We start from the raw sequence: 23,186 nt of genomic DNA, 5'->3' as shown, positions 1-23,186 counted from the left end.
AAGGCGCCGCATGCGGCGCCTGGGGTATTACTTGGCGATCTTCTTGTACTTGATGCGGTGCGGCTCGAGCGCGTCGGCGCCCAGCGTACGCTTCTTGTACTCTTCGTACTCGGTGAAGTTGCCTTCGAAGAATTCCACCTTGCCCTCGTCCTGGTAGTCCAGGATGTGGGTGGCGATACGGTCGAGGAACCAACGGTCGTGCGAGATCACCATGGCGCAGCCAGGGAATTCCAGCAGGGCGTTTTCCAGCGCGCGCAGGGTTTCGATATCCAGGTCGTTGGTCGGTTCATCGAGCAGCAGTACGTTGCCGCCAACCTGCAGCAGCTTGGCCAGGTGCAGACGGCCACGCTCACCGCCGGACAGCTCGCCCACGCGTTTGCCCTGATCGACGCCCTTGAAGTTGAAGCGGCCGACATAGGCGCGGCTCGGCATCTCGGTGTTGCCGATGCGCATGATGTCCTGCCCGCCGGAGACTTCTTCCCACACGGTTTTCGAGCCGTCCATGCTGTCGCGGAACTGATCGACGGACGCCAGCTTGACGGTATCGCCCAGCACGATGCTGCCGGAATCAGGCTGCTCCTGACCGGACATCATGCGGAACAGCGTGGATTTACCCGCGCCGTTCGGGCCGATGATGCCGACGATTGCCCCTTTCGGCACCGAGAACGACAGGTCGTCGATCAGCAGGCGGTCGCCGTAGGACTTGCGTAGGTTGCTGACTTCGACCACTTTATCGCCCAGACGTGCGCCAGGCGGAATGAACAGTTCGTTGGTTTCGTTACGTTTCTGATATTCGGTGTTGTTCAGCTCTTCGAAGCGGGCCAAGCGGGCCTTGCCTTTGGACTGACGGCCTTTGGCACCCTGACGCACCCACTCCAGCTCTTTCTCGATCGACTTGCGACGAGCGGCTTCGGCGGACGCTTCCTGTGCCAGACGCGCGTCTTTCTGCTCCAGCCAGGAGGAGTAGTTGCCTTCCCACGGAATGCCTTCGCCGCGGTCCAGTTCGAGGATCCAGCCGGCTACGTTATCCAGGAAGTAACGGTCGTGGGTGATCGCCACCACGGTGCCTTCGAAGTCGTGCAGGAAGCGTTCCAGCCAGGCCACGGACTCGGCGTCCAGGTGGTTGGTCGGTTCGTCCAGCAGCAGCATGTCCGGCTTTTCGAGCAGCAGGCGGCACAGCGCTACGCGGCGGCGCTCACCCCCGGACAGATGGGCGATTTTGGCGTCCCAGTCCGGCAGGCGCAGCGCATCGGCGGCGCGTTCCAGCTGCGTATTGAGGTTGTGACCGTCGTGTGCCTGAATGATCTCTTCCAGGCGGCCCTGTTCGGCGGCCAGCTTGTCGAAGTCTGCGCCTTCTTCCGCGTACAGCGCGTACACTTCGTCCAGGCGTTTCAGCGCGCCGACCACTTCCGCCAGCGCTTCTTCCACCGACTCACGCACGGTGTGTTCAAGGTTAAGCTGCGGCTCCTGCGGCAGGTAACCGATCTTGATGCCCGGCTGCGGGCGTGCTTCCCCTTCGATATCGGTATCGATGCCGGCCATGATGCGCAGCAGGGTAGACTTACCGGCGCCGTTCAGGCCCAGTACGCCAATTTTGGCCCCAGGGAAGAAGCTCAGGGAGATGTTTTTCAAAATATGACGCTTCGGCGGTACTACCTTGCCGACGCGGTGCATGGTATAGACGTATTGAGCCACGTTGCTCTAAGCCTCTTTATATCAGTATTTATAGGATGTCTGGCGGCATGAGTGTAGCCCGTTTCGATCTCGGATCCCAGACATCGCTCAGCGATCGCTAAGTATAACCGTTTATGCGCCGATAAAGGCGCATATTGGTGGCTTATGGCGTGACGACGATCGCGACGCGGCGGTTTTCCGCGCGGCCGCTGGAGGTGCGGTTGTCGGCAACGGGATCGCGCTTGCCCATGCCGCGGGTTTCGATATTGGCGCGCGGAATGCCGACGCTGGCCAGCAGATCGGCCACCGCATCGGCGCGGCGCAGGGAGAGCTGATCGTTATAGCTGTCTTCACCGTAGTTGTCGGTATGGCCGTCCAGGCGGAACTTGGTGATGCCGACGCTCAACAGCGCACGGCCCATCTTCTGCACCGTCTCGGTGCTTTCCGGGTTCAGCTTGCCGATGTTGTTGCCGAACAGCACTTTATCCGACAGGCCGAACTCCCAGCCGTTGTCGGTCAGTTTGAAGCCCTGCGATTGCAGCAGCGCGACCTGTTCGGGCGTCAGGCCCTGCGGTTTGCTCTGGCAGCCGGCGAGCGCCAGCAGGGCGACGAACGCCATCGCCAGCAGTGAAAAACGACCTTTAAACAGTTGCTGTATCATAGTCAAAATCCCTAGTTCAAGTGTTATAGCCGGGGCTCTTATTTATGTATAGCCAGCCGCCAGCCTCCATTATAACGATGCTTTGCCTGATACATCGCATCGTCAGCTTCGTGCAAAAGACCCTGAGGCGTCGACGCGTGATCAGGGTACAGCGCAATGCCGATACTCAGAGAGGTAATGACCGCCTCGTCGTTCGGTAAAATGACCGGTTGCGTCATGCAGTCGATGATGTTGTCAGCGATCTGCAAGACATCTTCCGTGCCGTGTACCGGCGCCAGCAGCACGGCGAATTCATCCCCGCCCAGACGCGCGACCAGATCGGTCTCGCGCAGCTGCGCGCGAATGCGTCCGGCAATGGTGGTCAGCACCGCATCGCCTGCGGCGTGGCCGTAACTGTCGTTCACTTCCTTGAAGCGATCGCCGTCGATAAACAGCACCGCCAATTTCGCCGGCGGTTCGATATCGCCCAGCGCCCGGCTCAGTCGTCCTTCGAAGAAGGCGCGGTTCGGCAAGCCGGTCAGGCTGTCGTGCGTCGCCCGGTGAGCCAGCGAATCGTTCTCCTGCTTCAGATGTGCCTGCCAGGCCTCCAGCTCGTCGAGCAAGCCGTTGAAATCGTTGCTGAGCTCATGCAGCTCGGCGATTGGCGCCGACGGCACCCGCAGGCCGAAGGTGCGATCGCGGCGCACCGCGTGCGCCACGTTGGCGATATCGTCCAACGAACGGACGATGCCGGCCAGCATGCGGCGCGACAACACCAGGGCGCACAGGGTACTGAGCACCATGCAGGCGATCATGCCGACCAGGCCGCGCAACAGGAAACGCAGCAGGCTGCCGCCGTTGCCGCTCAACCAGACCTGGCCGACCTGTTTGCCCTCGTGAGAGATAGGCAAAATGACCGGCTCGGGCAGCGCCCAGTGCGCAACGATTTGTTCCAGACCGTGCAGCGGGCCGTCGGTGGGATGACGCCAACTGGCCAACATCTTGCCTTTATTATCCAGAATGCGCGCCTCCAGGATCTCTTCGTTGGAGGAGATCAACATCAGCGCCTCGCGCGCGGCGGTGCGGTCTTCAAACACCACGGCGGCCTCGACGGTATAGCTGATGGAGCGCGCGATCAGGTGCAGGTTGTGGTTGGCGTAAGCGCGCAGCGCAAACAGCGCCACCAGCGTCAGAAAGATGCCGGCGGTGCCGACGGCGATCAGCGCCAGCCCAAGATGCACCCGCTGCAGCACCCGGCCCAATGTCGGGCGCGCATTGCCGGAACGGTTTCTACGCAACAGCCTCATAGCGGCGGCGCCTGTTTGCGTGCCAGCTGCAGCACGTTGGGGTGGACGCGCACGCCGCTGCGTGCCAGGGCGTCCAGGTTGACCTTGAAACTGGCCTGATCCCCATCGATAAGCAGGCAAAATGCGCTGCCGGCGGAGCATTCGCTATCGTTCTCGCTGATGCTGAGAATGGAGTTGCCGGAAATGCGCTGCATGAAATTTTGTCTCTGCGCGGCGTTGATGTTCCCTAAATAGATGACATCACAGCCGGTACTCAACGTTGGGCTGTCAAACGGTACGCGTTCGGTTTTAATCGGACGCGGCGCGCTCAGCAGGATCGGATCGAACAGCCCTTCGGCATACTGGGTGGGTGCGGTCACGCACAAGCGGATCGGATTGGGCTCACGCGACCAGCGGGCGTAGCTGATGATGCCGACCACCACGGTCGTCACGGCGTGCGTACGCTTTTGATAGGGATCATCGGCGGCGTGCGCAGGCCCGGGCAACGTCAGCAGCACCAACAACACGATCAGTAGCAGGCGGCCGATATTCAGGCGTGCGTCAAGGAAGCCCGGCACGGGGCTTTTTGCGCAACGCATCGCTATCGCGGTTTTATTCGCCATCTTCACCCGCCATTCCGGCCTGATCCACCGCCCGCAGGCCGTGGCCTGACAAGGAAAAATCCGGCCCGCTTGAAGGGACAATCGTTTTGCTGAAAGCTGTCAGTCGCACTGCCTAATGAACACTATCTAACCCATAATTGGCGCGGATTGTATTATAAGATGCCTTCGTTGGGCGCTTTATGTGCTGTTTTCTCGGAATTATCCTACTTATTTTTGATAGTATAAAAATGCCTACCCGGGTTTGCCACCGCTTTTCTGCAAAGTTGGCGCGTTTGGCCAGCTGTCAGGCGATTTGCGCAACGGCGCTGCCATCTTATAAATGCAATAATGTGATAGCTAATAATTAAAAAATATTTTACTTCCCCAATAAACGCCGAAGCAGCTAATAAAAATCCGGTAGCCAGAAATATTCCGCCGGCCTGATTTGTCAGCCAAAGTAAACGTTTTTTACCTGGCTCCCGTCATGACGATACACTTCTTCTTCTACAGTATTGAATGGATAAGCGATTGCGCTGTCTATGGTAGATATCTGCGACCGGGCCGTGCGCCCGGCATTATTTTGTCCCGCGGCGCTGTGGCGCGGCGGTCACCGGGGAGCTGGGCGGCTCCCGCGGTACAACCAGTGAGGAAAGAGCGAGGATGGTCAAGGTGGACAAGCGACGGCTGTTGGCAATGGGCCTGTGCCTGACGGCGTTTTCAGGCGCGGCACTGGCGGATTCTCTGGATGCGCAACGTCAGCGCTACCAGCAGATCAAGCAGGCGTGGGACGGCAATCAGATGGATGTGGTGGCGCAGCTGATGCCGACGCTGCGCGATTACCCGCTTTATCCTTACCTGGAATACCGCAAGCTGACACAGGATCTGAGCCAGGCGGGGTTCTCCGAGGTGAACGACTTTATCAAGCGCAACCCGACGCTGCCGCCGGCGAAATCACTGGCGCCACGCTTCGTCAATGAGCTGGCGCGGCGCGAAGACTGGCGCACCCTATTGGCCTTCAGTCCGCAGCCGCCCAAACCGGTGGCGGCGCGCTGCAACTATTACTACGCCAAGTGGGCCACCGGCGACCAGCAGGCGGCCTGGAGCGGCGCCGACGAACTGTGGCTGAACGGCAAAACGCTGCCGGGCGCCTGCGATCGGCTGTTCAGCGTCTGGCGCGGCGCAGGCAAGCAGACGCCGCTGGATATTCTGGCGCGCATGAAGCTGGCGTTGAAAGAGGGCAACAGTTCGCTGGTCAGCAACCTTTACAGCCAGCTGCCGGCCGACTATCAAACCATGGGTAACGCCCTGGTGCGCTTGCAAAACGATCCGACCACCGTGGAAGCCTTCGCCCGCAGCGTGGGGCCGACCGATTTCACCCGCGCTGCCACCGGCATCGCCTTTGAACGCCTGGCGCGGCAGGATGTGGAAAACGCGCGGGCGATGATCCCGACGCTCGCGCGGCTGCAGAAAATGAGCGATGACGAGCGGCTGGGGCTGGAAGAGGCGGTGGCCTGGCGCCTGATGGGCAGTGACGCTACCTATGAACAGGCGCAGTGGCGCGATCAGGTGATTCTGCGCAGCCGTTCGCCTTCGCTGCTGGAGCGCCGGGTGCGTATGGCGCTGGGCAACGGCGATCGGCAAGGTGTCGCGACCTGGCTGGCCCGTCTGCCGGAAGCGTCGCGCAACAAGGATGAGTGGCGCTACTGGCGCGCCAGTCAGCTGATGGACGAAGGGAAACGCGCCGAAGGCGAGGAGATATTGCGTAACCTGATGACCGAACGCGGCTTCTATCCGATGGTGGCGGCGCAGAAGCTGAAGGCCACTTATCCGGTGATGGTGGCGGTGGCAGCCAAGCCGCGCGCGTCGCTGACCGACGGGCCGGAAGTCGCCCGGGTGCGCGAGCTGATGTACTGGAATATGGACAACCTGGCCCGCAGCGAGTGGGGCTCTTACGTCGCCAGCCGCAGCCGGCCGGAACAAGAGGCGCTGGCGCGCTACGCCTTTGAGCAAAAATGGGCCGATCTGAGCGTGCAGGCGACCATCGTCGGCAAGCTGTGGGATCATCTGGAGGAGCGCTTCCCGGTAGCCTGGCCGCAGGAGTTCCGCCGTGCCACCGATGACAAGGGGATCACCACCAGCTACGCGATGGCGATAGCGCGTCAGGAAAGCGCCTGGAATCCGAAGGCGCAGTCGCCGGTTGGCGCTACCGGCCTGATGCAGGTGATGCCGCGCACCGCGCAGCATACGGTGCAGATGTTCAATATTCCCGGTTACGTCGGCCCGAGCCAGCTGTTCGATCCGCAGACCAACATCACCATCGGCACCAGCTATCTGGAGTCGGTCTATCAGCAGTTCGGCCGCAACCGCATCCTGTCGAGCGCCGCCTATAACGCTGGCCCGTCGCGTGTGAACACCTGGCTGGGCAACAGCGCGGGGCGTATCGATCCGGTGGCGTTCATCGAAAGTATTCCGTTCTCGGAAACCCGCGGCTACGTCAAGAATGTACTGGCCTACGATGCGTTTTACCGCTATCTGACGCACCGGCCGGCCAAGGTGCTGACCGACGCCGAGTGGCAGAGACGTTATTGATTTTGACGGCCCTATGGTATGCTGCTGTACTAGTTAAATAGTATGGTGGCTGCCATGACGCAATTATCGTTAAACGACCCCGCTCTTTCAGAACAAGGCAATGAGGATTGGCTGCGCTTCGTCGCGCTGCTGCAGAATTCGTTTGCGCAAGAACTGCATCAGCCGCTGCTGCAACTGATGCTGACGCCGGACGAGCGCACCGCGCTGGGCACCCGGGTGCGGATCATTCAGGAACTGATGCGCGGCGAGATGAGCCAGCGCGAGCTGAAAAATGAACTGGGCGCGGGGATCGCCACCATCACCCGCGGCTCGAACAGCCTGAAAGCGGCTTCACCCGAGCTGAAACAGTGGCTCGAGCAGCAGCTGTTGCATGACGCGCCCTAGCTGGCTCGGTGCTATGTGCTATTGCTGATAGATGGCGTTGTGAAACGGCACCAGCGCCAGCAGCAGCGCCTGGTGGTAAACGCTGGTGCGGCTCAGCTGGCCGTCGGTGAAGACGCCGATGGCGCCGCCCTGGCGCTTCACCTCGGCATTGCCGGTGATCGCCGCCATTTCGCTGCCCAATTCGCGACCGGCGCGAATACCTTGTAAGATGACTTCCGGCAGCATCAGGCTCGCCGAGCGGGATTCGCCGCGGATGTGTGGGTTCTCGATGGTCATCCAGGCGAAGGTCATATTCTCTTCAATCCCGGCTTCCACGCCGACCCAAAAATCGGCCTCGGGCCTGACCTGGCGCGCTTCCATGACGCGTTGACGCGAGCCGGTGCGGGTTTCGTGATTGCCTATCGGCTGCAGCGAGACGCCGCTGGCGACGTCAACGGATTCAATGCGGTATTGGCCTGCGCCAAAGACGTCATCGAAGGCCAGTTGAATAGCCTTGATCTTTGCCGGGTTGGTAGTTGCAGCGACAACATGGTACATAACGGGTTTGATATCCTTCTGGCCGATACGCCGGGCAGCGGCAAAAGCGCCGCCGGGCCGGGGATAAACGCAAATTTCACGCAGTATAACGGAAAACAAAAATGTTACAGGTATACCTCGTTCGCCATGGCGAAACGGAATGGAACGCGGCTCGCCGCATCCAGGGTCAGTCCGACAGCCCGTTAACCGCCATGGGTGAACACCAGGCCCGTCTGGTCGCCAGGCGTGTCAGCAAAGAAGGCATTACGCACATCATTACCAGCGATCTGGGGCGCACGCGCCGCACCGCGCAGATCATCGCCGAAGCCTGTGGCTGCGAAGTGATTGGCGATCCGCGTTTGCGTGAGCTGCACATGGGGGTTCTGGAAGAACGCCTGATCGACAGTTTGACGCCGCAGGAAGAGCAGTGGCGCAAACAGATGGTCGATGGTACTCCTGACGGCCGTATCCCTCAAGGCGAATCCATGGAGGAGCTGGGCGAGCGCATGCGCGCCGCGCTGGAGAGCTGCCTGATGCTGCCGGAAGGCAGCAAGCCGCTGCTCGTCAGTCATGGCATCGCGCTGGGGTGTTTGATCAGTACGGTGCTGGGGCTGCCGGCCTATGCGGAACGCCGCCTGCGTTTGCGCAACTGCTCACTGTCGCGCGTCGATCACCAGCAGAGCCCGTGGCTGGCTTCCGGCTGGATCGTGGAAACGGCGGGCGATGTCACGCATCTGGACATGCCCGCGTTGGATGAACTGCAGCGTTAACGCCGAATCGGGATCAGGTAATCGCACTTGATCTCGATAGGTGCCTGATGCGGACGGCGCTCGCCTTTCGGGTAGAAGCGCTCGATGTCGTGCCCTTTGCGACGTGTCAGCTGGAGCGCCGGCAGGCAGGTGCCGTAGACCGTCAGAATAAAGTCTTGCAGTCCCTCGGTGGGCCCTTCGTAGCTGAACATCGCAAACTCACCGCCCGGCAACACCAGCGGCTGGCCTTCCTGTACCTTGTCAGGCACCTGATCCGGTTCCAGCGCCGTGGTGTACAGCACTTCCTGTTCGTCGTCCTTCTCCTGGCTTGGTCGCGAGTGGTGCAGCCCGTACAGCACCGGCGGCAGGGTTTCGACGTCACCGAGGAACTGACGCCAGAACTGCGAGCGTAGTTCGGTGCGCACCGTGGTGATCTGTTCCAGCGTACAGGAGTAGCTTTGGGTCAGGCCGACCAGATGCTTGTCCGGCAGCGAGACGAATTCCGGTTGCGGCAGGGTGAAGGCCCCCAGACGGATCGGCGGACAGATGCCGAATGCGTTCCAGTCTTCGGCGCGGCGGTACAGCGCCGGCGTTTGCGCAAACTGTTTTTTGAAGGCGCGGGTGAAGGTCTGCTGCGAGTCGAAGCGATATTGCAGGGCAATATCCAAAATCGGCCGGCTGGTCAAACGCAGCGCGACGGCGGCTTTGGACAGCCTTCTTGCCCGGATGTAAGCACCGATGGCATTACCGGTAATATCTTTGAACATCCGTTGCAGATGCCATTTGGAGTAGCCGGCCTTGGCCGCCACGTTATCTAGCGACAAGGGTTGGTCCAAATGGCTTTCCAGCCAGCTAAGCAGATCACGAATGATACCGGCTTGATCCATAGATCTTCCTCGTAAAGCTTGGGGGTAGGAACCCGAACTGTTGATTCGTCACGCTGGTGCTGCGCTATCAGACCGATCCATGAGCCATTATGCGTTGCACTCTTTGCCTCTGCTGCGCATGCCGCGCCAGAGTTGGATTGGGGTACACCGTAGTGGGCGCAAAGAAATAACGACGCCGCATCATAGCAATTTTTTTACTCCGCGACTCTCAAAGATTTTTGTCACGCTCTGTGCTAAAACGGACGGTGCGGACCCGTAAAAAACCGATTCCGTGAGCTTAGACATAAATGATGGCGATCGCCGAACCTATTTTTGCGGCAAGGTTATATCGGAGTTAAGTAAATGAAAAAAGGCTGGATATTTTTATTCGGTTTGGTTTGCGCAACCGTTGGTAGCGCGCAGGCGGAGCAGGTGGGCTCCGTTGATACGGTGTTTAAATTGTTGGGGCCGGACCACAAAATCGTGGTGGAAGCGTTCGACGATCCGGATGTTAAAAATGTAACTTGTTATATCAGCCGCGCCAAAACCGGCGGCATCAAAGGCGGCCTGGGGCTGGCGGAAGACACCGCCGACGCGGCCATTTCCTGCCAGCAGGTGGGGCCTATCGAGCTGAGCGACAAGATCAAAAACGGCAAGGCGGAAGGCGAGGTGGTGTTCCAGAAACGCACCTCGCTGGTGTTCAAGAAGCTGCAGGTGGTACGCTTCTACGACGCCAAGCGCAATTCGCTGATTTACCTGAGCTACTCCGACAAGGTGATCGACGGCTCGCCGAAGAACGCACTGAGCGCGGTGCCGATCATGCCGTGGGCCGAGACGAAATAAAAAAACGGGGTTCAGCATGCTGAACCCCGTTTTCATGACGGCAGGCCGGAGTTACTCTTCCAGATCGCCGCAGAAGCGGTAGCCTTCGCCGTGAATGGTGGCGATGATTTCCGGCGTGTCCGGCGTCGATTCGAAGTGTTTGCGAATGCGACGGATGGTGACGTCCACTGTGCGGTCATGCGGCTTCAGCTCGCGGCCGGTCATTTTCTTCAGCAGTTCGCCGCGGGACTGGATCTTGCCCGGGTTTTCGCAGAAGTGCAGCATGGCGCGGAATTCGCTGCGCGGGAGCTTATACTGTTCGCCGGCCGGGCTGATCAGCGAGCGGCTGTTGATGTCCAGCTCCCAACCGTTGAACTTGTAGCTCTCGACCAGGCGGCGTTCTTCGCCGAGGCTGCCCAGGTTCATGGTGCGCGACAGCAGGTTGCGTGCGCGGATGGTCAATTCACGCGGGTTGAACGGCTTGGTGATGTAATCGTCGGCGCCGATTTCCAGGCCGAGGATTTTGTCCACTTCGTTATCGCGACCGGTCAGGAACATCAAGGCGACGCTGGCCTGTTCACGCAGTTCGCGCGCCAACAGCAGGCCGTTTTTGCCTGGCAGGTTGATGTCCATGATGACCAGATTGATATCATTTTCAGACAGGATATTGTGCATCTCTGCACCATCATTGGCTTCATGAACAATGTAGCCTTCCGCCTCGAAAATGCTCTTCAGGGTGTTACGAGTGACTAACTCGTCTTCGACAATCAGAATGTGCGGGGTCTGCATATTTGCTACCTAAAATTGCCAACAAAATAGAAAATAGGAAGTACAGAAGTCTTTGTTTTCTTAGAGGAGGGCAGAGATAGCGCCACGTTCCCTCTCAGCAAATGACTAAAGTACGTAAACTCGTTCTTGATGCACTTTCCATCTCATGTCAACAAGATCGCTAGCCTGGTGGGGATGCTGTTCCCTACAACCCCTGGGGTGCCAAATTGGCGCATATCCTAACCCCATTAACAGCAATATAACAGCGCGTGCCGAATTCATCACCCAACAAAACTACGCTTTGTTGACATATATCAAATTCAATTGTAGCACGTTAACAGATTTGTGAAAAACACTTACAGAAATGCCAGTTTAAGTCACAGAACCTCAAATTCTGTGAACGATTCAGCATTATCCGGCCCGATAGGATACAATTATTCGCTTATTGATCATCGCTTTGTTTTAACTCATTGATAAATAAATGCAGTAAAACATAAGAACGAATAATGACTATTACGACGGGTTTATTAGCTCAACGAGCCGTTTAATCTTGTTTGTTGCTATTAACGCGTTTATTGTTACGCAATTGTAAATATAAGCGGGCGCTGCGCCACCGTCAAAACGCAGGCCCGCCTTCGGTGGAAAAGTGATGCAGCTTCATATTGTTTTAGTGGCTCCGGCGCGGCCGGAAAATGTCGGCGCGGCGGCGCGTGCGATGAAAACCATGGGCTTCACGTCGCTGCGCATCGTCGACAGCGAGGCGCACCTGCAGCCGGCGGCACGCTGGGTGGCACACGGTGCCGGCGAGATCCTCGATGGCGTGCAAACGTTCGCCACGCTGGAGCAGGCGCTGGCGGACGTGGATTTCACCGTCGCCACCACCGCTCGCAGCCGCGCGCGTTTTCACTACTACTGCACGCCGCCCGAGCTGCTGGAACAGTTGAGTGAGCGTAAGCAGTGGGTCGGCCAGGCCGCGCTGGTGTTCGGCCGTGAAGATTCCGGCCTGACCAACGAAGAACTGGCGCTGGCGGATTTGCTGACCGGCGTGCCGATGCAGGCAGACTATCCGTCGCTTAACCTGGGCCAGGCGGTGATGGTGTACTGCTACCAACTGGCGAGCTTGATGGGCGTCAGCACGCCGCAGGAAACGGCGGCGTCGGAAGGGCCGCTCAAGGCGCTGCGCCACCGCGCCGATGCCTTGTTGAACGCATTGGATGTCGGCGATGACCAAAAATTGCGCGACTGGCTGCACCAGCGACTCGGCGCACTGCAACAGCGAGATACGGCGATGTTGCATACGCTGCTGCACGACATCGAAAAAAAACTCGCCAAGTGATAGCGGCTCCATCGGACGGTTACCCAGCGTGATCCACTAGTAAATCGGCTTTAAGTTGTTTTTTTGTTCTGTCGTTTTGCTTTTCACCTCCGATATCGCGCAATGTCGCCGCTGAGCGGAAAATAAGCAAAAAAAAGAAATCGTTTGACTTGGGATAGCGATTGCTTTAACCAATAGAGGGGACAGAGTATTTCATGAGACAGACAGACAACATGCGCAATATCAGCCTGAAAACCACAATTATTACCACCACCGATACCACAGGTAACGGGGCGGGCTGACGCGCACAGGAAACACAGAAAAAAGCCCGCACCTAATCAGTGCGGGCTTTTTTTTCGGCTTAAATTCGGAGAGATCACACATGCGAGTGCTGAAATTTGGCGGAACCTCGGTGGCGAATGCAGAACGTTTTCTGCGCGTTGCCGACATCATGGAGAGTAATGCGCGTCAGGGACAGGTAGCCACGGTCTTGTCCGCCCCCGCAAAGATCACCAACCATCTGGTGGCGATGATCGACAAAACGGTGGCGGGTCAGGACATTCTGCCGAATATCAGCGACGCCGAGCGGATCTTTGCCGATCTGCTGAGCGGCCTGGCGCAGGCGCTGCCGGGCTTTGAATACGACAGGCTGAAAGGCGTGGTCGATCAGGAGTTCGCGCAGCTCAAACAGGTGCTGCACGGCGTTTCGCTGCTGGGGCAGTGCCCGGACAGCGTGAACGCGGCGATCATCTGCCGCGGCGAAAAGCTCTCCATCGCCATCATGGAAGGGGTGTTCCGCGCCAAGGGCTATCCGGTCACGGTGATCAACCCGGTAGAGAAGTTGCTGGCGCAGGGACACTACCTGGAGTCTACCGTGGACATCGCCGAGTCCACGCTGCGCATCGCCGCGGCGGCTATCCCGGCCGACCACATCGTGCTGATGGCTGGTTTCACCGCCGGCAACGACAAGGGCGAGCTGGTGGTGCTGGGCCGCAACGGCTCCGACTATTCCGCTGCGGTGCTGGCCGCCTGCCTGCGCGCCGACTGTTGCGAGATCTGGACCGACGTCGACGGCGTGTATACCTGCGATCCGCGCACCGTGCCGGACGCCAGGCTGCTGAAATCGATGTCTTACCAGGAGGCGATGGAGCTCTCCTATTTCGGCGCCAAAGTGCTGCATCCTCGCACCATCACGCCGATTGCCCAGTTCCAAATCCCTTGCCTGATTAAAAACACCTCCAACCCGCAGGCCCCCGGCACGCTGATCGGCAAAGACAGCACCGATGACGCGATGCCGGTGAAAGGCATCACCAACCTGAATAACATGGCGATGATCAACGTCTCCGGCCCGGGCATGAAAGGCATGGTCGGCATGGCCGCGCGGGTGTTCGCCGTGATGTCGCGCGCCGGCATTTCGGTGGTGCTGATCACCCAATCCTCTTCCGAATACAGCATCAGCTTCTGCGTGCCGCAGGGCGAACTGCAGCGCGCCCGCCGCGCGCTGGAGGAGGAGTTCTATCTGGAGTTGAAAGACGGCGTGCTGGATCCGCTGGACGTCATGGAACGCCTGGCGATCATCTCGGTGGTCGGCGACGGCATGCGCACCCTGCGTGGCATCTCCGCGCGCTTCTTCTCCGCGCTGGCGCGCGCCAACATCAATATCGTCGCCATCGCCCAGGGCTCTTCCGAGCGTTCAATTTCGGTGGTGGTCAGCAATGATTCCGCCACCACCGGCGTGCGCGTCAGCCACCAGATGCTGTTCAACACCGATCAGGTGATCGAAGTGTTCGTCATCGGCGTCGGCGGCGTCGGCGGGGCGCTGATCGAGCAAGTCTACCGCCAGCAGCCGTGGCTGAAGCAAAAACATATCGACCTGCGGGTGTGCGGCATCGCCAACTCGCGCGTGATGCTGACCAACGTGCACGGCATCGCGCTGGACAGCTGGCGCGACGAGCTGGCCGGCGCGCAGGAGCCGTTCAATCTCGGCCGCCTGATCCGGCTGGTGAAGGAGTATCACCTGCTGAACCCGGTGATCGTCGACTGTACCTCCAGCCAGGCGGTGGCCGATCAGTATGTGGATTTCCTGGCGGACGGTTTCCATGTGGTGACGCCGAACAAAAAGGCCAACACCTCGTCGATGAACTATTATCAGCAACTGCGCGCGGCGGCCGCCGGTTCGCACCGCAAGTTCCTTTACGACACTAACGTCGGTGCCGGTTTGCCGGTGATTGAGAACCTGCAAAACCTGCTGAACGCCGGCGATGAGCTGGTGCGCTTCTCCGGCATCCTGTCCGGGTCGCTGTCCTTTATCTTCGGCAAGCTGGACGAAGGGCTGTCGCTGTCGGCGGCGACCCTGCAGGCCCGGGCCAACGGCTACACCGAGCCGGATCCGCGCGACGATCTGTCCGGTATGGACGTGGCGCGCAAGCTGCTGATCCTGGCGCGCGAGGCCGGTTACAAGCTGGAGCTGAGCGATATCGAGGTTGAGTCGGTGCTGCCGCCGTCCTTCGACGCGTCGGGCGATGTGGATCAGTTCCTGGCGCGGCTGCCGGAGCTGGATAAAGAGTTCGCGCGCAACGTGGCCAACGCCGCCGAACAAGGCAAGGTGCTGCGCTATGTCGGCCTGATCGACGAAGGGCGCTGCAAGGTGCGCATCGAGGCGGTGGACGGCAACGATCCGTTGTATAAAGTGAAGAACGGCGAGAACGCGCTGGCCTTCTATAGCCGCTATTATCAGCCGCTGCCGCTGGTGCTGCGCGGCTACGGCGCCGGTAACGATGTGACCGCAGCGGGCGTGTTTGCCGATCTGCTGCGCACACTGTCATGGAAGTTGGGAGTTTAATATGGTTAAGGTGTATGCACCGGCCTCGATCGGTAACGTCAGCGTCGGTTTCGATGTGCTGGGCGCGGCGGTTTCGCCGATCGACGGCACGCTGCTGGGCGACTGCGTCAGCGTAGAGGCTGCCGAGACGTTCAGTTTGCAGAATGCCGGGCGCTTCGTCAGCAAGCTGCCGGCCGAGCCGAAAGAGAACATCGTTTATCAATGCTGGGAGCGTTTCTGCCAGGAGATCGGCCGCGAAGTGCCGGTGGCGATGCGGTTGGAAAAGAACATGCCGATCGGATCGGGGCTGGGTTCCAGCGCCTGTTCGGTGGTCGCCGGGCTGATGGCGATGAACGAATTCTGCGATCGGCCGCTGGATAAGACGACGCTGCTCGGCCTGATGGGTGAGCTGGAAGGCCGCATTTCCGGCAGCGTGCATTACGACAACGTGGCGCCATGCTACCTGGGCGGCCTGCAGCTGATGCTGGAAGAAGAAGGCATCATCAGCCAGGAGGTGCCGTGCTTCGACGATTGGTTGTGGGTCATGGCCTATCCGGGCATCAAGGTCTCCACCGCCGAAGCGCGCGCCATTTTACCCGCGCAATACCGTCGTCAGGATTGCATCAGCCACGGCCGCTATCTGGCCGGCTTTATCCATGCCTGCCACACCCGGCAGCCGCAGCTGGCCGCCAAATTGATGCAGGACGTGATCGCCGAACCGTACCGCACCCGGCTGCTGCCGGGCTTCGCCGAAGCACGCAAGGCCGCTCAGGACATCGGTGCGCTGGCCTGCGGCATCTCCGGCTCCGGCCCGACGCTGTTCGCCGTCTGTAACGACGGCGCCACCGCGCAACGCATGGCCGCCTGGCTGCAACAACACTATCTGCAAAACGACGAAGGTTTTGTTCATATTTGCCGTCTGGATACCGCAGGCGCTCGACTACTGGGATAACGCATGAAACTGTACAACCTTAAGGATCACAACGAGCAGGTCAGCTTCGCGCAGGCGATCAAACAAGGCCTGGGCAAGCAGCAGGGGCTGTTCTTCCCGCTGGAGCTGCCGGAGTTCGAACTGACCGAGATCGACCACCTGCTGGAGCAGGACTTTGTCACCCGCAGCAGCCGCATTCTGTCGGCCTTTATCGGCGAAGAGGTGCCGGAAGCGGCGCTGAAGAAACGCGTGCAGGCCGCCTTTGAGTTCCCGGCGCCGGTGGCGAAGGTGACCGAAGACGTTTCCTGTCTGGAGCTGTTCCACGGCCCGACGCTGGCGTTCAAAGACTTCGGCGGCCGCTTTATGGCGCAGATGCTGGCGGAAGTGGCCGGCGATCAGCCGGTGACCATTTTGACCGCCACCTCCGGCGACACCGGCGCCGCCGTGGCGCACGCCTTCTACGGCCTGAAGAACGTCCGGGTGGTGATCCTCTACCCGCAGGGCAAAATCAGTCCGCTGCAGGAGAAGCTGTTCTGCACCCTGGGCGGCAACATTCACACCGTCGCGATCGACGGCGACTTCGACGCCTGTCAGGCGCTGGTGAAGCAGGCGTTCGACGATCAGGAATTGAAAGACGCGCTGCACCTGAACTCGGCCAACTCGATCAACATCAGCCGTTTGCTGGCGCAGATCTGCTACTACTTCGAAGCGGTGGCGCAGCTGCCGCAGGAAGCGCGCAATCAGCTGGTGATTTCAGTGCCGAGCGGCAACTTCGGCGATCTGACTGCCGGGCTGCTGGCCAAGTCGCTGGGTCTGCCGGTGAAGCGTTTTATCGCCGCCACCAACGCCAACGACACCGTGCCGCGCTTCCTGACCAGCGGCCAGTGGCAGCCGCACGCCACGGTCGCGACGCTGTCCAACGCCATGGACGTCAGCCAGCCAAACAACTGGCCGCGCGTGGAAGAGCTGTTCCGTCGTAAGGTCTGGCAGCTGAAAGAGCTGGGCCACGCGGCCGTCAGCGATGAGACCACCAAGGAAACGATGCGTGAACTGGCCGAACTGGGCTATCTCTCCGAACCGCACGCGGCTATTGCCTATCGCGCGCTGCGCGATCAGCTGCAGGAAGGGGAGTTCGGTCTGTTCCTTGGCACCGCGCATCCGGCCAAGTTCAAAGAGAGCGTAGAAGCGATCCTCGGCCAGGCACTGCCGTTGCCGAAAGCGCTGGCGCTGCGGGCCGATCTGCCGCTGCTGTCGCACACGCTGCCGGCCGGCTTCGGTGAGCTGCGCAAGTTCCTGATGGGGCTGCCAGCCTGAGGTTCGGCAGGCTAGAATGCGAAAAGCCGTCTTGCGACGGCTTTTTTTTATGCCTGCTCCGGGCGTTTGAACACCAGTTCATTGCCCTGCGAGGCGGCTTCGTCGAAGACGTAGCCTTCCAGGTTGAAGTCCACCAGCTGCTCGCTGCGCGTCAGGCGGTTCTTGATGATAAAGCGGCTCATCAACCCGCGCGCTTTCTTGGCGTAGAAGCTGATGACCTTGTACTTGCCGTTCTTCTCGTCGAGGAAGATCGGTTTGATCAGCGCGCCGTGCAGTTTGGCCGGTTTCACCGCCTTGAAATACTCGTCGGACGCCAGGTTGACCACCACGTCGTCGCCCTGTTGCTCCAGCGCTTCGTTGAGTTTTTGGGTGACTTTATCCCCCCAGAAGCTGTACAGGTCTTTGCCTTTCGGGTTTTCCAGCTTGATGCCCATCTCCAGCCGGTACGGCATCATCAGATCGAGCGGGCGCAGCACGCCATACAGGCCGGACAGCATGCGCAGATGCTGCTGGGCAAAATCGAAGTCAGCCTCGTTGAAATCCTGCGCCTGCAGGCCGGTGTAAACGTCGCCCTTGAACGCCAGCAGCGCCTGACGGGCATTGTCCGGGGTAAATTTCGGCTGCCACTCGCTAAAGCGCGCGGCGTTCAGCCCGGCCAGCTTGTCGCTGATGCTCATCAGGCTGGCGATTTGCGCCGGCGTCAGCTCGCGGCAAATTTTGATCAGCTGTTTCGACTTGTCCAGCAGTTCGGGCTGCGTGAAGCGTTCTGTCGCCAGCGGGCTGTCGTAATCGAGAGTTTTTGCAGGGGAAATAATAACGAGCATGGCCAGATCCTGTTTATCCAAGTGCGGATACTGTAGCAAAAAGCGCGGGAAAAAGGGGCAATCGGTCCAATAGGCAGGGGCGCGTATTGCACGCGCCCCGGAAAACTCAGCGCGGCGGCTTTTGGTCGTCCCACACGCCCGGCTCCAGCTGCGACTTCAGCTCCGGATAACGGTTGGCGTCGAAGGTCGGCAGCTTGCCCAGGCGGCGTTGGCGATGGTAATCGTCGGCCAGCTTCAGCGCCACCCGCGACAGCAGCAGGATCGCCGTCAGGTTGGTGATTGCCATCAGCGCCATGGAGGTATCCGCCATTTTCCACACCAGCGGCAGCTCCGCCAGCGCGCCGAACATCACCATGCCCAACGCCACGCAGCGGAAAATCAGCAGGCCACCCGGATGGTTGTGCTCGAGGAACACCAGGTTGCTCTCGGCATAGGCATAGTTGGCGATGATCGAGGTGAAGGCGAAGAAGAAAATGGCGATGGCGACGAACGGCGCTCCCCAGCTGCCGACGGCGGTCGACAGCGCGCGCTGGGTCAGATCGATGCCGCTGATGCTGTCGGTCGGCTGATCGAGTATGCCGGAAGAGAGGATGATCGCCGCAGTGGCGCTGCAGATAACGATGGTATCGATAAACACCCCGAGCATTTGCACGTAGCCTTGCGAAGCCGGATGCGGCGGATAAGGCGAGGCGGACGCCGCCGCGTTGGGCGCCGAGCCCATGCCGGCTTCGTTGGAGAACAGGCCGCGCTGCACGCCCTGGGTCATCGCCTGGGAGATGCCGTAACCGACGGCGCCGGCTGCGGCTTCCTGCAGGCCGAAGGCGCTTTTGAAGATCAGCGCCAGGATCGCCGGCATGTGTTCGATGTTATGGCCAATCACCCAGAGGGCCAACAACAGGTAGGCGCCGGCCATCAGCGGCACCACCAGCTCGGCCACTTTGGCGATGGAACGGATGCCGCCAAAGATCACCACGCCGCTCAGCAGCACCAGGCCGATGCCGACGTGCAGCGGCTGCAAATGGAAGGCGACGGCGGAGGCCTGGGCGATGGAGTTGGCCTGCACGGCGTTGAACACCAGACCGAACGCGATGATCAGGAAGATCGAGAACAGCACGCCCATCCAGCGCATGCCGAGGCCCTTTTCCATGTAGTAGGCCGGGCCGCCGCGGTAGTTGCCGTTATCGTCTTTGGTTTTGTAGAGCTGCGCCAGCGAGCTTTCGACAAATGAAGTGGCCATACCGATAAACGCCACCACCCACATCCAGAAGATGGCGCCGGGGCCGCCGGCGGTCAGGGCGATGGCGACGCCGGTCAGGTTGCCGGTGCCGACGCGCGCCGCCAACGTGGTGCACAGCGCCTGGAAAGAGGAGATGCCGGCGCTGTCGCTTTTATTGCTGTTTTTCAACACCGAGAACATGTGGCTGAAGTGGCGGAGCTGGATAAAGCGGGTGCGCAACGTGAAGTAGATGCCGGTGCCGAGCAGCAGATAAATCAGCACCGACCCCCACAAAATATTGTTTATAAAGTTCATCAGGTCCGTCAAGGGATCCCTCCTCTTATCGAAATTTAATGCGCACCTTGCAGCATCCACCGCAGGTGAAAAACATTGGCCTATTTTTTACAAGAGCTTAGCTGGAATTGGTCCGGCGTCAGTCGATTAAGATTTTTCGCAGATTAGCGGCCGGATTGCATCAATTTTTTCGAATTTAACATAATTTATTCGGACAATAGCACGTTATTGCCTTTCCATCCGCTCGGTTATGGCGAAAGATATCGGCGTAAACGGTTGCTCGCCCAGGGATAAAACAGATGCTTGCGCGCCGCGGTTTTCCAGCCTTGCACCGGGCTTGGCGCATGTTATTATCAAGGGAGGGCATGGTTGAACAATGCCAAAAGTTCATGCACAAACGATGAGATAATGCCAACATGACCGACAAATTAACTTCCCTGCGCCAGTTGACCACGGTGGTTGCAGATACGGGTGATATCGCGGCAATGAAGCTGTATCAACCGCAGGACGCCACAACCAACCCTTCGCTGATCCTCAATGCAGCCCAAATTCCTGAATACCGCAAACTGATTGACGAAGCCATCGCCTGGGCGCGCGGCCAGAGCAGCGATCGCGAGCAGCAGATCGCCGACGCCGCCGACAAGCTGGCGGTCAACATCGGTCTGGAAATCCTCAAACTGGTTCCGGGCCGCATCTCCACCGAAGTGGATGCACGCCTGTCTTACGACACCGTCGCCAGCGTGGCCAAAGCCAAGCGCCTGATCAAACTGTACAACGAAGCCGGCATCAGCAACGATCGCATTCTGATCAAACTGGCCTCGACCTGGCAGGGCATCCGCGCGGCGGAGCAGCTGGAGAAAGAAGGCATCAACTGTAACCTGACGCTGCTGTTCTCCTTCGCTCAGGCTCGCGCCTGTGCCGAAGCCGGCGTTTACCTGATCTCGCCGTTCGTCGGCCGTATCCTCGACTGGTACAAAGCCAACGGCGACAAGAAAGAGTTCGCCCCGCACGAAGATCCGGGCGTGATCTCCGTGACCGAAATTTACCAGTACTACAAACAGCACGGTTACAACACCGTGGTGATGGGCGCCAGCTTCCGTAACGTCGGCGAAATCATCGAACTGGCCGGCTGTGACCGCCTGACCATCGCCCCTGCGCTGCTGAAAGAGCTGGCGGAGAGCGAAGGCGCGCTGGAGCGCAAACTGTCTTACACCGGTGAAGTGAAGGCGCGTCCTGCCGCACTGACCGAACCTGAGTTCTACTGGCAGCACAACCAGGATCCGATGGCGGTTGAGAAACTGACCGACGGTATCCGCAAGTTCGCCGTAGACCAGGGCAAACTGGAAAAAATGATCGCCGACCTGCTGTAATTCCCGCAGATCGCGCAGTAAAAAGGTGGCTTAGGCCACCTTTTTTTATGCCTGACGCACCCGCCGGCGGGGGAAGCCCTTATACTCTCGGCAATGACAACAGAACGGGAGATGAACCCGTTCGGACCCCATCAGGCTGTAGAGGTTACGCATGGATATTTTACGTATTGGTTTGGTTTCCGTTTCCGACCGCGCTTCCGGCGGCGTTTATCAGGATAAAGGCATCCCGGCGCTGGAAGAGTGGCTGAGCGGCGCGCTGGCGACGCCGTTCAAGCTGGAAACCCGGTTGATCCCCGATGAGCAGACGCAAATTGAACAGACGCTGTGCGAACTGGTGGACGAAATGGGTTGCCATTTGGTGCTGACCACCGGCGGCACCGGGCCGGCGCGCCGCGATGTCACCCCCGATGCCACGCTGGCGATCGCCGATCGCGTGATGCCCGGCTTCGGCGAGCAAATGCGTCAGATCAGCCTACACTATGTGCCAACGGCAATTCTTTCTCGCCAGGTGGGGGCGATCCGCAAACAGGCGTTGATCATCAACCTGCCCGGCCAGCCGAAGTCGATCAAGGAAACGCTGGAAGGGGTAAAGGATGAGCAGGGCAATGCGGTGGTGCACGGCATCTTCGCCAGCGTGCCTTATTGCATTCAACTGCTCGATGGGCCTTACGTCGAAACGCACGCCGCGGTGGTAGCAGCATTTCGGCCAAAGAGCGCGCGTCGCGAGATAAACCTCTAAATTTCAGCGTTCTGCGAGATCGGCTTCAGCCCGTCTGGTGTGAAAATAATTTGCCGCTATAGTAAGGATTCTTTTACAGAAAGCCTGCGGCTTTTATTTTTACAGCCTTTACCGACGGTGCCCTATGCCTCACGACAATAATCGCCGGCTGAACCGGCAAGACTACAAAACGCTGACGTTGGCCGCGTTGGGCGGTGCGCTGGAGTTTTACGACTTCATCATCTTCGTGTTCTTCGCCGCCGTGGTCGGCGATCTGTTCTTCCCGGCGGACATGCCGGAGTGGCTGCGGCTGGTGCAAACCTTCGGCATCTTTGCCGCCGGCTATCTGGCCCGCCCGCTGGGTGGCATCGTGATGGCACACTTCGGCGATCTGGTTGGCCGCAAGAAGATGTTTACCCTGAGTATTCTGCTGATGGCGTTGCCGACGCTGGCGATGGGCCTGCTGCCGACCTACGCCAGCATCGGCATCGCTGCGCCGCTGTTGCTGCTGCTGATGCGCGTACTGCAGGGCGCGGCGATCGGCGGTGAGGTGCCGGGCGCCTGGGTCTTCGTCGCTGAACACGTGCCGCGCCGGCGCATCGGCTTCGCCTGCGGCACGCTGACCGCCGGGCTGACGGTGGGCATCCTGTTGGGGTCGGTGGTGGCGACGGTGATCAATACTACGCTCAGCCCGCAGAGCATCGCCGGCGGCGGCTGGCGCATTCCTTTCCTGTTGGGCGGCATGTTCGGCCTGGTGGCGATGTACCTGCGCCGCTGGCTGCAGGAAACGCCGATCTTCATCGAAATGCGGGCGCGTAAAGCGCTGGCCGAGGAGCTGCCGCTGAAATCGGTGGTGCTCAACCACAAACGGGAAGTGGCGGTGTCGATGCTGCTGACCTGGCTGCTCTCCGCCGGTATCGTGGTGGTGATCCTGATGACCCCGACCTATCTGCAAAAACAGTTCGGCATTGCGCCGGCCTTGACGCTGCAGGCCAACAGCATCGCCACCATCATGCTGATCGCCGGCTGCATCGTCGCCGGTTTGTCGGCCGATCGCTTCGGCGCCAGCAAAACGCTGGTGGTCGGCAGTGTGCTGCTGGCCGGCTGCAGCTGGCTGTTCTATCAGACGGTGGGCGTACACCCGGAAATGCTGTTCGCCTGCTATGCCCTGGTGGGGTTCAGCGTTGGCGTGGTGGGGGCCGTGCCGTACGTGATGGTGCGGGCGTTCCCGGCGGAAGTGCGGTTTACCGGCATCTCGTTCTCATATAACGTCTCATACGCTATTTTTGGCGGTTTAACCCCTATTTTTGTGACGCTGATCATGAAATTGACCCCGTTAGCACCCGCTTACTACGTGTTGGCGCTGTCGCTCATCGGGCTGTTGCTCGGTGTCTACCTGCATCGCGATCTGAACAGCGAAGCCGGGGAGCGGCGAGCCGATTCCTACAGCTAAAAAAAAGCCCTGCATTGCAGGGCTTTTCGTCAGG

At 59.8% G+C, this 23,186-nt stretch carries 21 protein-coding genes and 1 other annotated feature; of the genes, 12 read left to right on the top strand and 9 right to left on the bottom strand.

Going from position 1 to position 23,186, the window contains the following annotated elements:
- Window positions 1-27: 27 nt before the first annotated feature.
- The 4 genes from ettA to ACYF6X_RS17225 form a co-directional block, all read right to left on the bottom strand.
- The gene (ettA, locus tag ACYF6X_RS17240) at window positions 28-1,695 is read right to left on the bottom strand and encodes an energy-dependent translational throttle protein EttA (protein ID WP_063991457.1); all 1,668 of its coding nucleotides are present in this window, start codon (window positions 1,693-1,695) and stop codon (window positions 28-30) included.
- A 142-nt stretch (window positions 1,696-1,837) separates the two neighbouring features.
- Window positions 1,838-2,335 carry an OmpA family protein gene (locus ACYF6X_RS17235; protein WP_016929155.1) on the bottom strand — a complete coding sequence of 166 codons (498 nt, stop codon included), beginning with the start codon at window positions 2,333-2,335 and terminating at the stop codon, window positions 1,838-1,840.
- A gap of 38 nt (window positions 2,336-2,373) precedes the next feature.
- Window positions 2,374-3,621 carry a diguanylate cyclase domain-containing protein gene (locus ACYF6X_RS17230; RefSeq protein WP_063991456.1) on the bottom strand — a complete coding sequence of 416 codons (1,248 nt, stop codon included), beginning with the start codon at window positions 3,619-3,621 and terminating at the stop codon, window positions 2,374-2,376.
- A complete protein-coding gene (locus ACYF6X_RS17225) occupies window positions 3,618-4,223 on the bottom strand; it encodes a YfiR family protein (RefSeq protein ID WP_063991455.1) in 606 nt (201 codons plus the stop codon). The genes ACYF6X_RS17230 and ACYF6X_RS17225 overlap by 4 nt, the downstream gene beginning before the upstream one ends.
- A 639-nt stretch (window positions 4,224-4,862) precedes the next feature.
- Here ACYF6X_RS17225 and sltY point away from each other — a divergent pair.
- On the top strand, window positions 4,863-6,791 hold the full coding sequence (gene sltY, locus ACYF6X_RS17220) for a murein transglycosylase (RefSeq protein ID WP_063991454.1): 1,929 nt from the start codon (window positions 4,863-4,865) through the stop codon (window positions 6,789-6,791).
- Window positions 6,792-6,845: 54 nt separating this feature from the next.
- Window positions 6,846-7,175: a trp operon repressor gene (gene trpR, locus ACYF6X_RS17215; RefSeq protein WP_004933017.1), complete on the top strand. Its 330-nt coding sequence runs from the start codon at window positions 6,846-6,848 to the stop codon at window positions 7,173-7,175.
- An 18-nt stretch (window positions 7,176-7,193) separates the two neighbouring features.
- On the opposite strand, the gene yjjX is transcribed toward trpR, so the two are convergent.
- Window positions 7,194-7,712 (bottom strand): inosine/xanthosine triphosphatase, encoded by a 519-nt coding sequence (yjjX, locus tag ACYF6X_RS17210; RefSeq protein WP_063991453.1) that lies wholly within the window; start codon window positions 7,710-7,712, stop codon window positions 7,194-7,196.
- Between the two features lie 101 nt (window positions 7,713-7,813).
- On the opposite strand from yjjX, the gene gpmB reads away from it, so the two are divergent.
- Window positions 7,814-8,461, top strand: coding sequence for a 2,3-diphosphoglycerate-dependent phosphoglycerate mutase GpmB (gene gpmB / locus ACYF6X_RS17205; protein WP_025305227.1), 648 nt, complete (start codon window positions 7,814-7,816; stop codon window positions 8,459-8,461).
- Here the strand turns inward: gpmB and robA are convergent.
- A complete protein-coding gene (gene robA / locus ACYF6X_RS17200; RefSeq protein ID WP_033641224.1) occupies window positions 8,458-9,327 on the bottom strand; it encodes an MDR efflux pump AcrAB transcriptional activator RobA in 870 nt (289 codons plus the stop codon). The two genes, gpmB and robA, sit on opposite strands and share 4 nt — an antisense overlap.
- A 342-nt stretch (window positions 9,328-9,669) precedes the next feature.
- On the opposite strand from robA, the gene creA reads away from it, so the two are divergent.
- The gene (gene creA, locus ACYF6X_RS17195) at window positions 9,670-10,149 is read left to right on the top strand and encodes a protein CreA (RefSeq protein ID WP_033652887.1); all 480 of its coding nucleotides are present in this window, start codon (window positions 9,670-9,672) and stop codon (window positions 10,147-10,149) included.
- A gap of 51 nt (window positions 10,150-10,200) precedes the next feature.
- Here creA and arcA read toward each other — a convergent pair whose 3' ends face one another.
- Window positions 10,201-10,917: a two-component system response regulator ArcA gene (gene arcA / locus ACYF6X_RS17190; RefSeq protein ID WP_004933003.1), complete on the bottom strand. Its 717-nt coding sequence runs from the start codon at window positions 10,915-10,917 to the stop codon at window positions 10,201-10,203.
- 628 nt (window positions 10,918-11,545) lie between these two features.
- Between arcA and ACYF6X_RS17185 the strand changes: the two genes are divergently transcribed.
- The 5 genes from ACYF6X_RS17185 to thrC all read left to right on the top strand — a co-directional run bounded on the left by ACYF6X_RS17185 (window position 11,546) and on the right by thrC (window position 17,277).
- Window positions 11,546-12,232 (top strand): tRNA/rRNA methyltransferase, encoded by a 687-nt coding sequence (locus ACYF6X_RS17185; protein WP_107226734.1) that lies wholly within the window; start codon window positions 11,546-11,548, stop codon window positions 12,230-12,232.
- Between the two features lie 194 nt (window positions 12,233-12,426).
- Window positions 12,427-12,513, top strand: a complete 87-nt coding sequence (thrL, locus tag ACYF6X_RS17180; RefSeq protein WP_071525951.1) for a thr operon leader peptide — start codon at window positions 12,427-12,429, stop codon at window positions 12,511-12,513.
- Window positions 12,452-12,569: a sequence feature (Thr leader region), on the top strand. It overlaps the preceding gene by 62 nt.
- A gap of 24 nt (window positions 12,570-12,593) precedes the next feature.
- Complete coding sequence (gene thrA / locus ACYF6X_RS17175) at window positions 12,594-15,053, top strand: bifunctional aspartate kinase/homoserine dehydrogenase I (protein WP_063991451.1); 2,460 nt, start codon at window positions 12,594-12,596, stop codon at window positions 15,051-15,053.
- Between the two features lies 1 nt (window position 15,054).
- Window positions 15,055-15,984, top strand: a complete 930-nt coding sequence (gene thrB, locus ACYF6X_RS17170; protein WP_016929148.1) for a homoserine kinase — start codon at window positions 15,055-15,057, stop codon at window positions 15,982-15,984.
- Window positions 15,985-15,987: 3 nt separating this feature from the next.
- Window positions 15,988-17,277: a threonine synthase gene (gene thrC, locus ACYF6X_RS17165; RefSeq protein ID WP_130017872.1), complete on the top strand. Its 1,290-nt coding sequence runs from the start codon at window positions 15,988-15,990 to the stop codon at window positions 17,275-17,277.
- 47 nt (window positions 17,278-17,324) lie between these two features.
- Here thrC and yaaA read toward each other — a convergent pair whose 3' ends face one another.
- Window positions 17,325-18,101 (bottom strand): peroxide stress protein YaaA, encoded by a 777-nt coding sequence (yaaA, locus tag ACYF6X_RS17160; RefSeq protein ID WP_063991448.1) that lies wholly within the window; start codon window positions 18,099-18,101, stop codon window positions 17,325-17,327.
- A gap of 106 nt (window positions 18,102-18,207) precedes the next feature.
- Entirely contained in the window at window positions 18,208-19,644 is a 1,437-nt protein-coding gene (locus ACYF6X_RS17155) for an alanine/glycine:cation symporter family protein (protein ID WP_063991447.1), read from the bottom strand.
- 383 nt (window positions 19,645-20,027) lie between these two features.
- Here ACYF6X_RS17155 and tal point away from each other — a divergent pair, with 383 nt between their 5' ends.
- From tal to ACYF6X_RS17140, 3 genes are all read left to right on the top strand, one after another.
- Entirely contained in the window at window positions 20,028-20,981 is a 954-nt protein-coding gene (gene tal / locus ACYF6X_RS17150) for a transaldolase (protein WP_004932982.1), read from the top strand.
- A 151-nt stretch (window positions 20,982-21,132) separates the two neighbouring features.
- A complete protein-coding gene (gene mog, locus ACYF6X_RS17145; RefSeq protein ID WP_004932980.1) occupies window positions 21,133-21,720 on the top strand; it encodes a molybdopterin adenylyltransferase in 588 nt (195 codons plus the stop codon).
- 124 nt (window positions 21,721-21,844) lie between these two features.
- The gene (locus ACYF6X_RS17140; RefSeq protein ID WP_130017873.1) at window positions 21,845-23,152 is read left to right on the top strand and encodes an MFS transporter; all 1,308 of its coding nucleotides are present in this window, start codon (window positions 21,845-21,847) and stop codon (window positions 23,150-23,152) included.
- Window positions 23,153-23,186: the final 34 nt, after the last annotated feature.

Source organism: Serratia sp. ID 25-353, assembly GCF_054792795.1.
The sequence above is the reverse complement of the archived record's forward strand: the minus strand, read 5'-3'. Positions and strand labels throughout refer to the sequence as shown.

Bases quoted from the DNA above. Each gene is read 5' to 3' on its own strand.
- ACYF6X_RS17235 (WP_016929155.1), bottom strand. From the start codon at position 2,335: ATGATACAGCAACTGTTTAAAGGTCGTTTTTCACTGCTGGCGATGGCG.
- ACYF6X_RS17230 (WP_063991456.1), bottom strand. From the start codon at position 3,621: ATGAGGCTGTTGCGTAGAAACCGTTCCGGCAATGCGCGCCCGACATTG.
- ACYF6X_RS17225 (WP_063991455.1), bottom strand. From the start codon at position 4,223: ATGGCGAATAAAACCGCGATAGCGATGCGTTGCGCAAAAAGCCCCGTG.
- sltY (WP_063991454.1), top strand. From the start codon at position 4,863: ATGGTCAAGGTGGACAAGCGACGGCTGTTGGCAATGGGCCTGTGCCTG.
- trpR (WP_004933017.1), top strand. From the start codon at position 6,846: ATGACGCAATTATCGTTAAACGACCCCGCTCTTTCAGAACAAGGCAAT.
- yjjX (WP_063991453.1), bottom strand. From the start codon at position 7,712: ATGTACCATGTTGTCGCTGCAACTACCAACCCGGCAAAGATCAAGGCT.
- gpmB (WP_025305227.1), top strand. From the start codon at position 7,814: ATGTTACAGGTATACCTCGTTCGCCATGGCGAAACGGAATGGAACGCG.
- robA (WP_033641224.1), bottom strand. From the start codon at position 9,327: ATGGATCAAGCCGGTATCATTCGTGATCTGCTTAGCTGGCTGGAAAGC.
- creA (WP_033652887.1), top strand. From the start codon at position 9,670: ATGAAAAAAGGCTGGATATTTTTATTCGGTTTGGTTTGCGCAACCGTT.
- arcA (WP_004933003.1), bottom strand. From the start codon at position 10,917: ATGCAGACCCCGCACATTCTGATTGTCGAAGACGAGTTAGTCACTCGT.
- ACYF6X_RS17185 (WP_107226734.1), top strand. From the start codon at position 11,546: ATGCAGCTTCATATTGTTTTAGTGGCTCCGGCGCGGCCGGAAAATGTC.
- thrL (WP_071525951.1), top strand. From the start codon at position 12,427: ATGAGACAGACAGACAACATGCGCAATATCAGCCTGAAAACCACAATT.
- thrA (WP_063991451.1), top strand. From the start codon at position 12,594: ATGCGAGTGCTGAAATTTGGCGGAACCTCGGTGGCGAATGCAGAACGT.
- thrB (WP_016929148.1), top strand. From the start codon at position 15,055: ATGGTTAAGGTGTATGCACCGGCCTCGATCGGTAACGTCAGCGTCGGT.
- thrC (WP_130017872.1), top strand. From the start codon at position 15,988: ATGAAACTGTACAACCTTAAGGATCACAACGAGCAGGTCAGCTTCGCG.
- yaaA (WP_063991448.1), bottom strand. From the start codon at position 18,101: ATGCTCGTTATTATTTCCCCTGCAAAAACTCTCGATTACGACAGCCCG.
- tal (WP_004932982.1), top strand. From the start codon at position 20,028: ATGACCGACAAATTAACTTCCCTGCGCCAGTTGACCACGGTGGTTGCA.
- mog (WP_004932980.1), top strand. From the start codon at position 21,133: ATGGATATTTTACGTATTGGTTTGGTTTCCGTTTCCGACCGCGCTTCC.
- ACYF6X_RS17140 (WP_130017873.1), top strand. From the start codon at position 21,845: ATGCCTCACGACAATAATCGCCGGCTGAACCGGCAAGACTACAAAACG.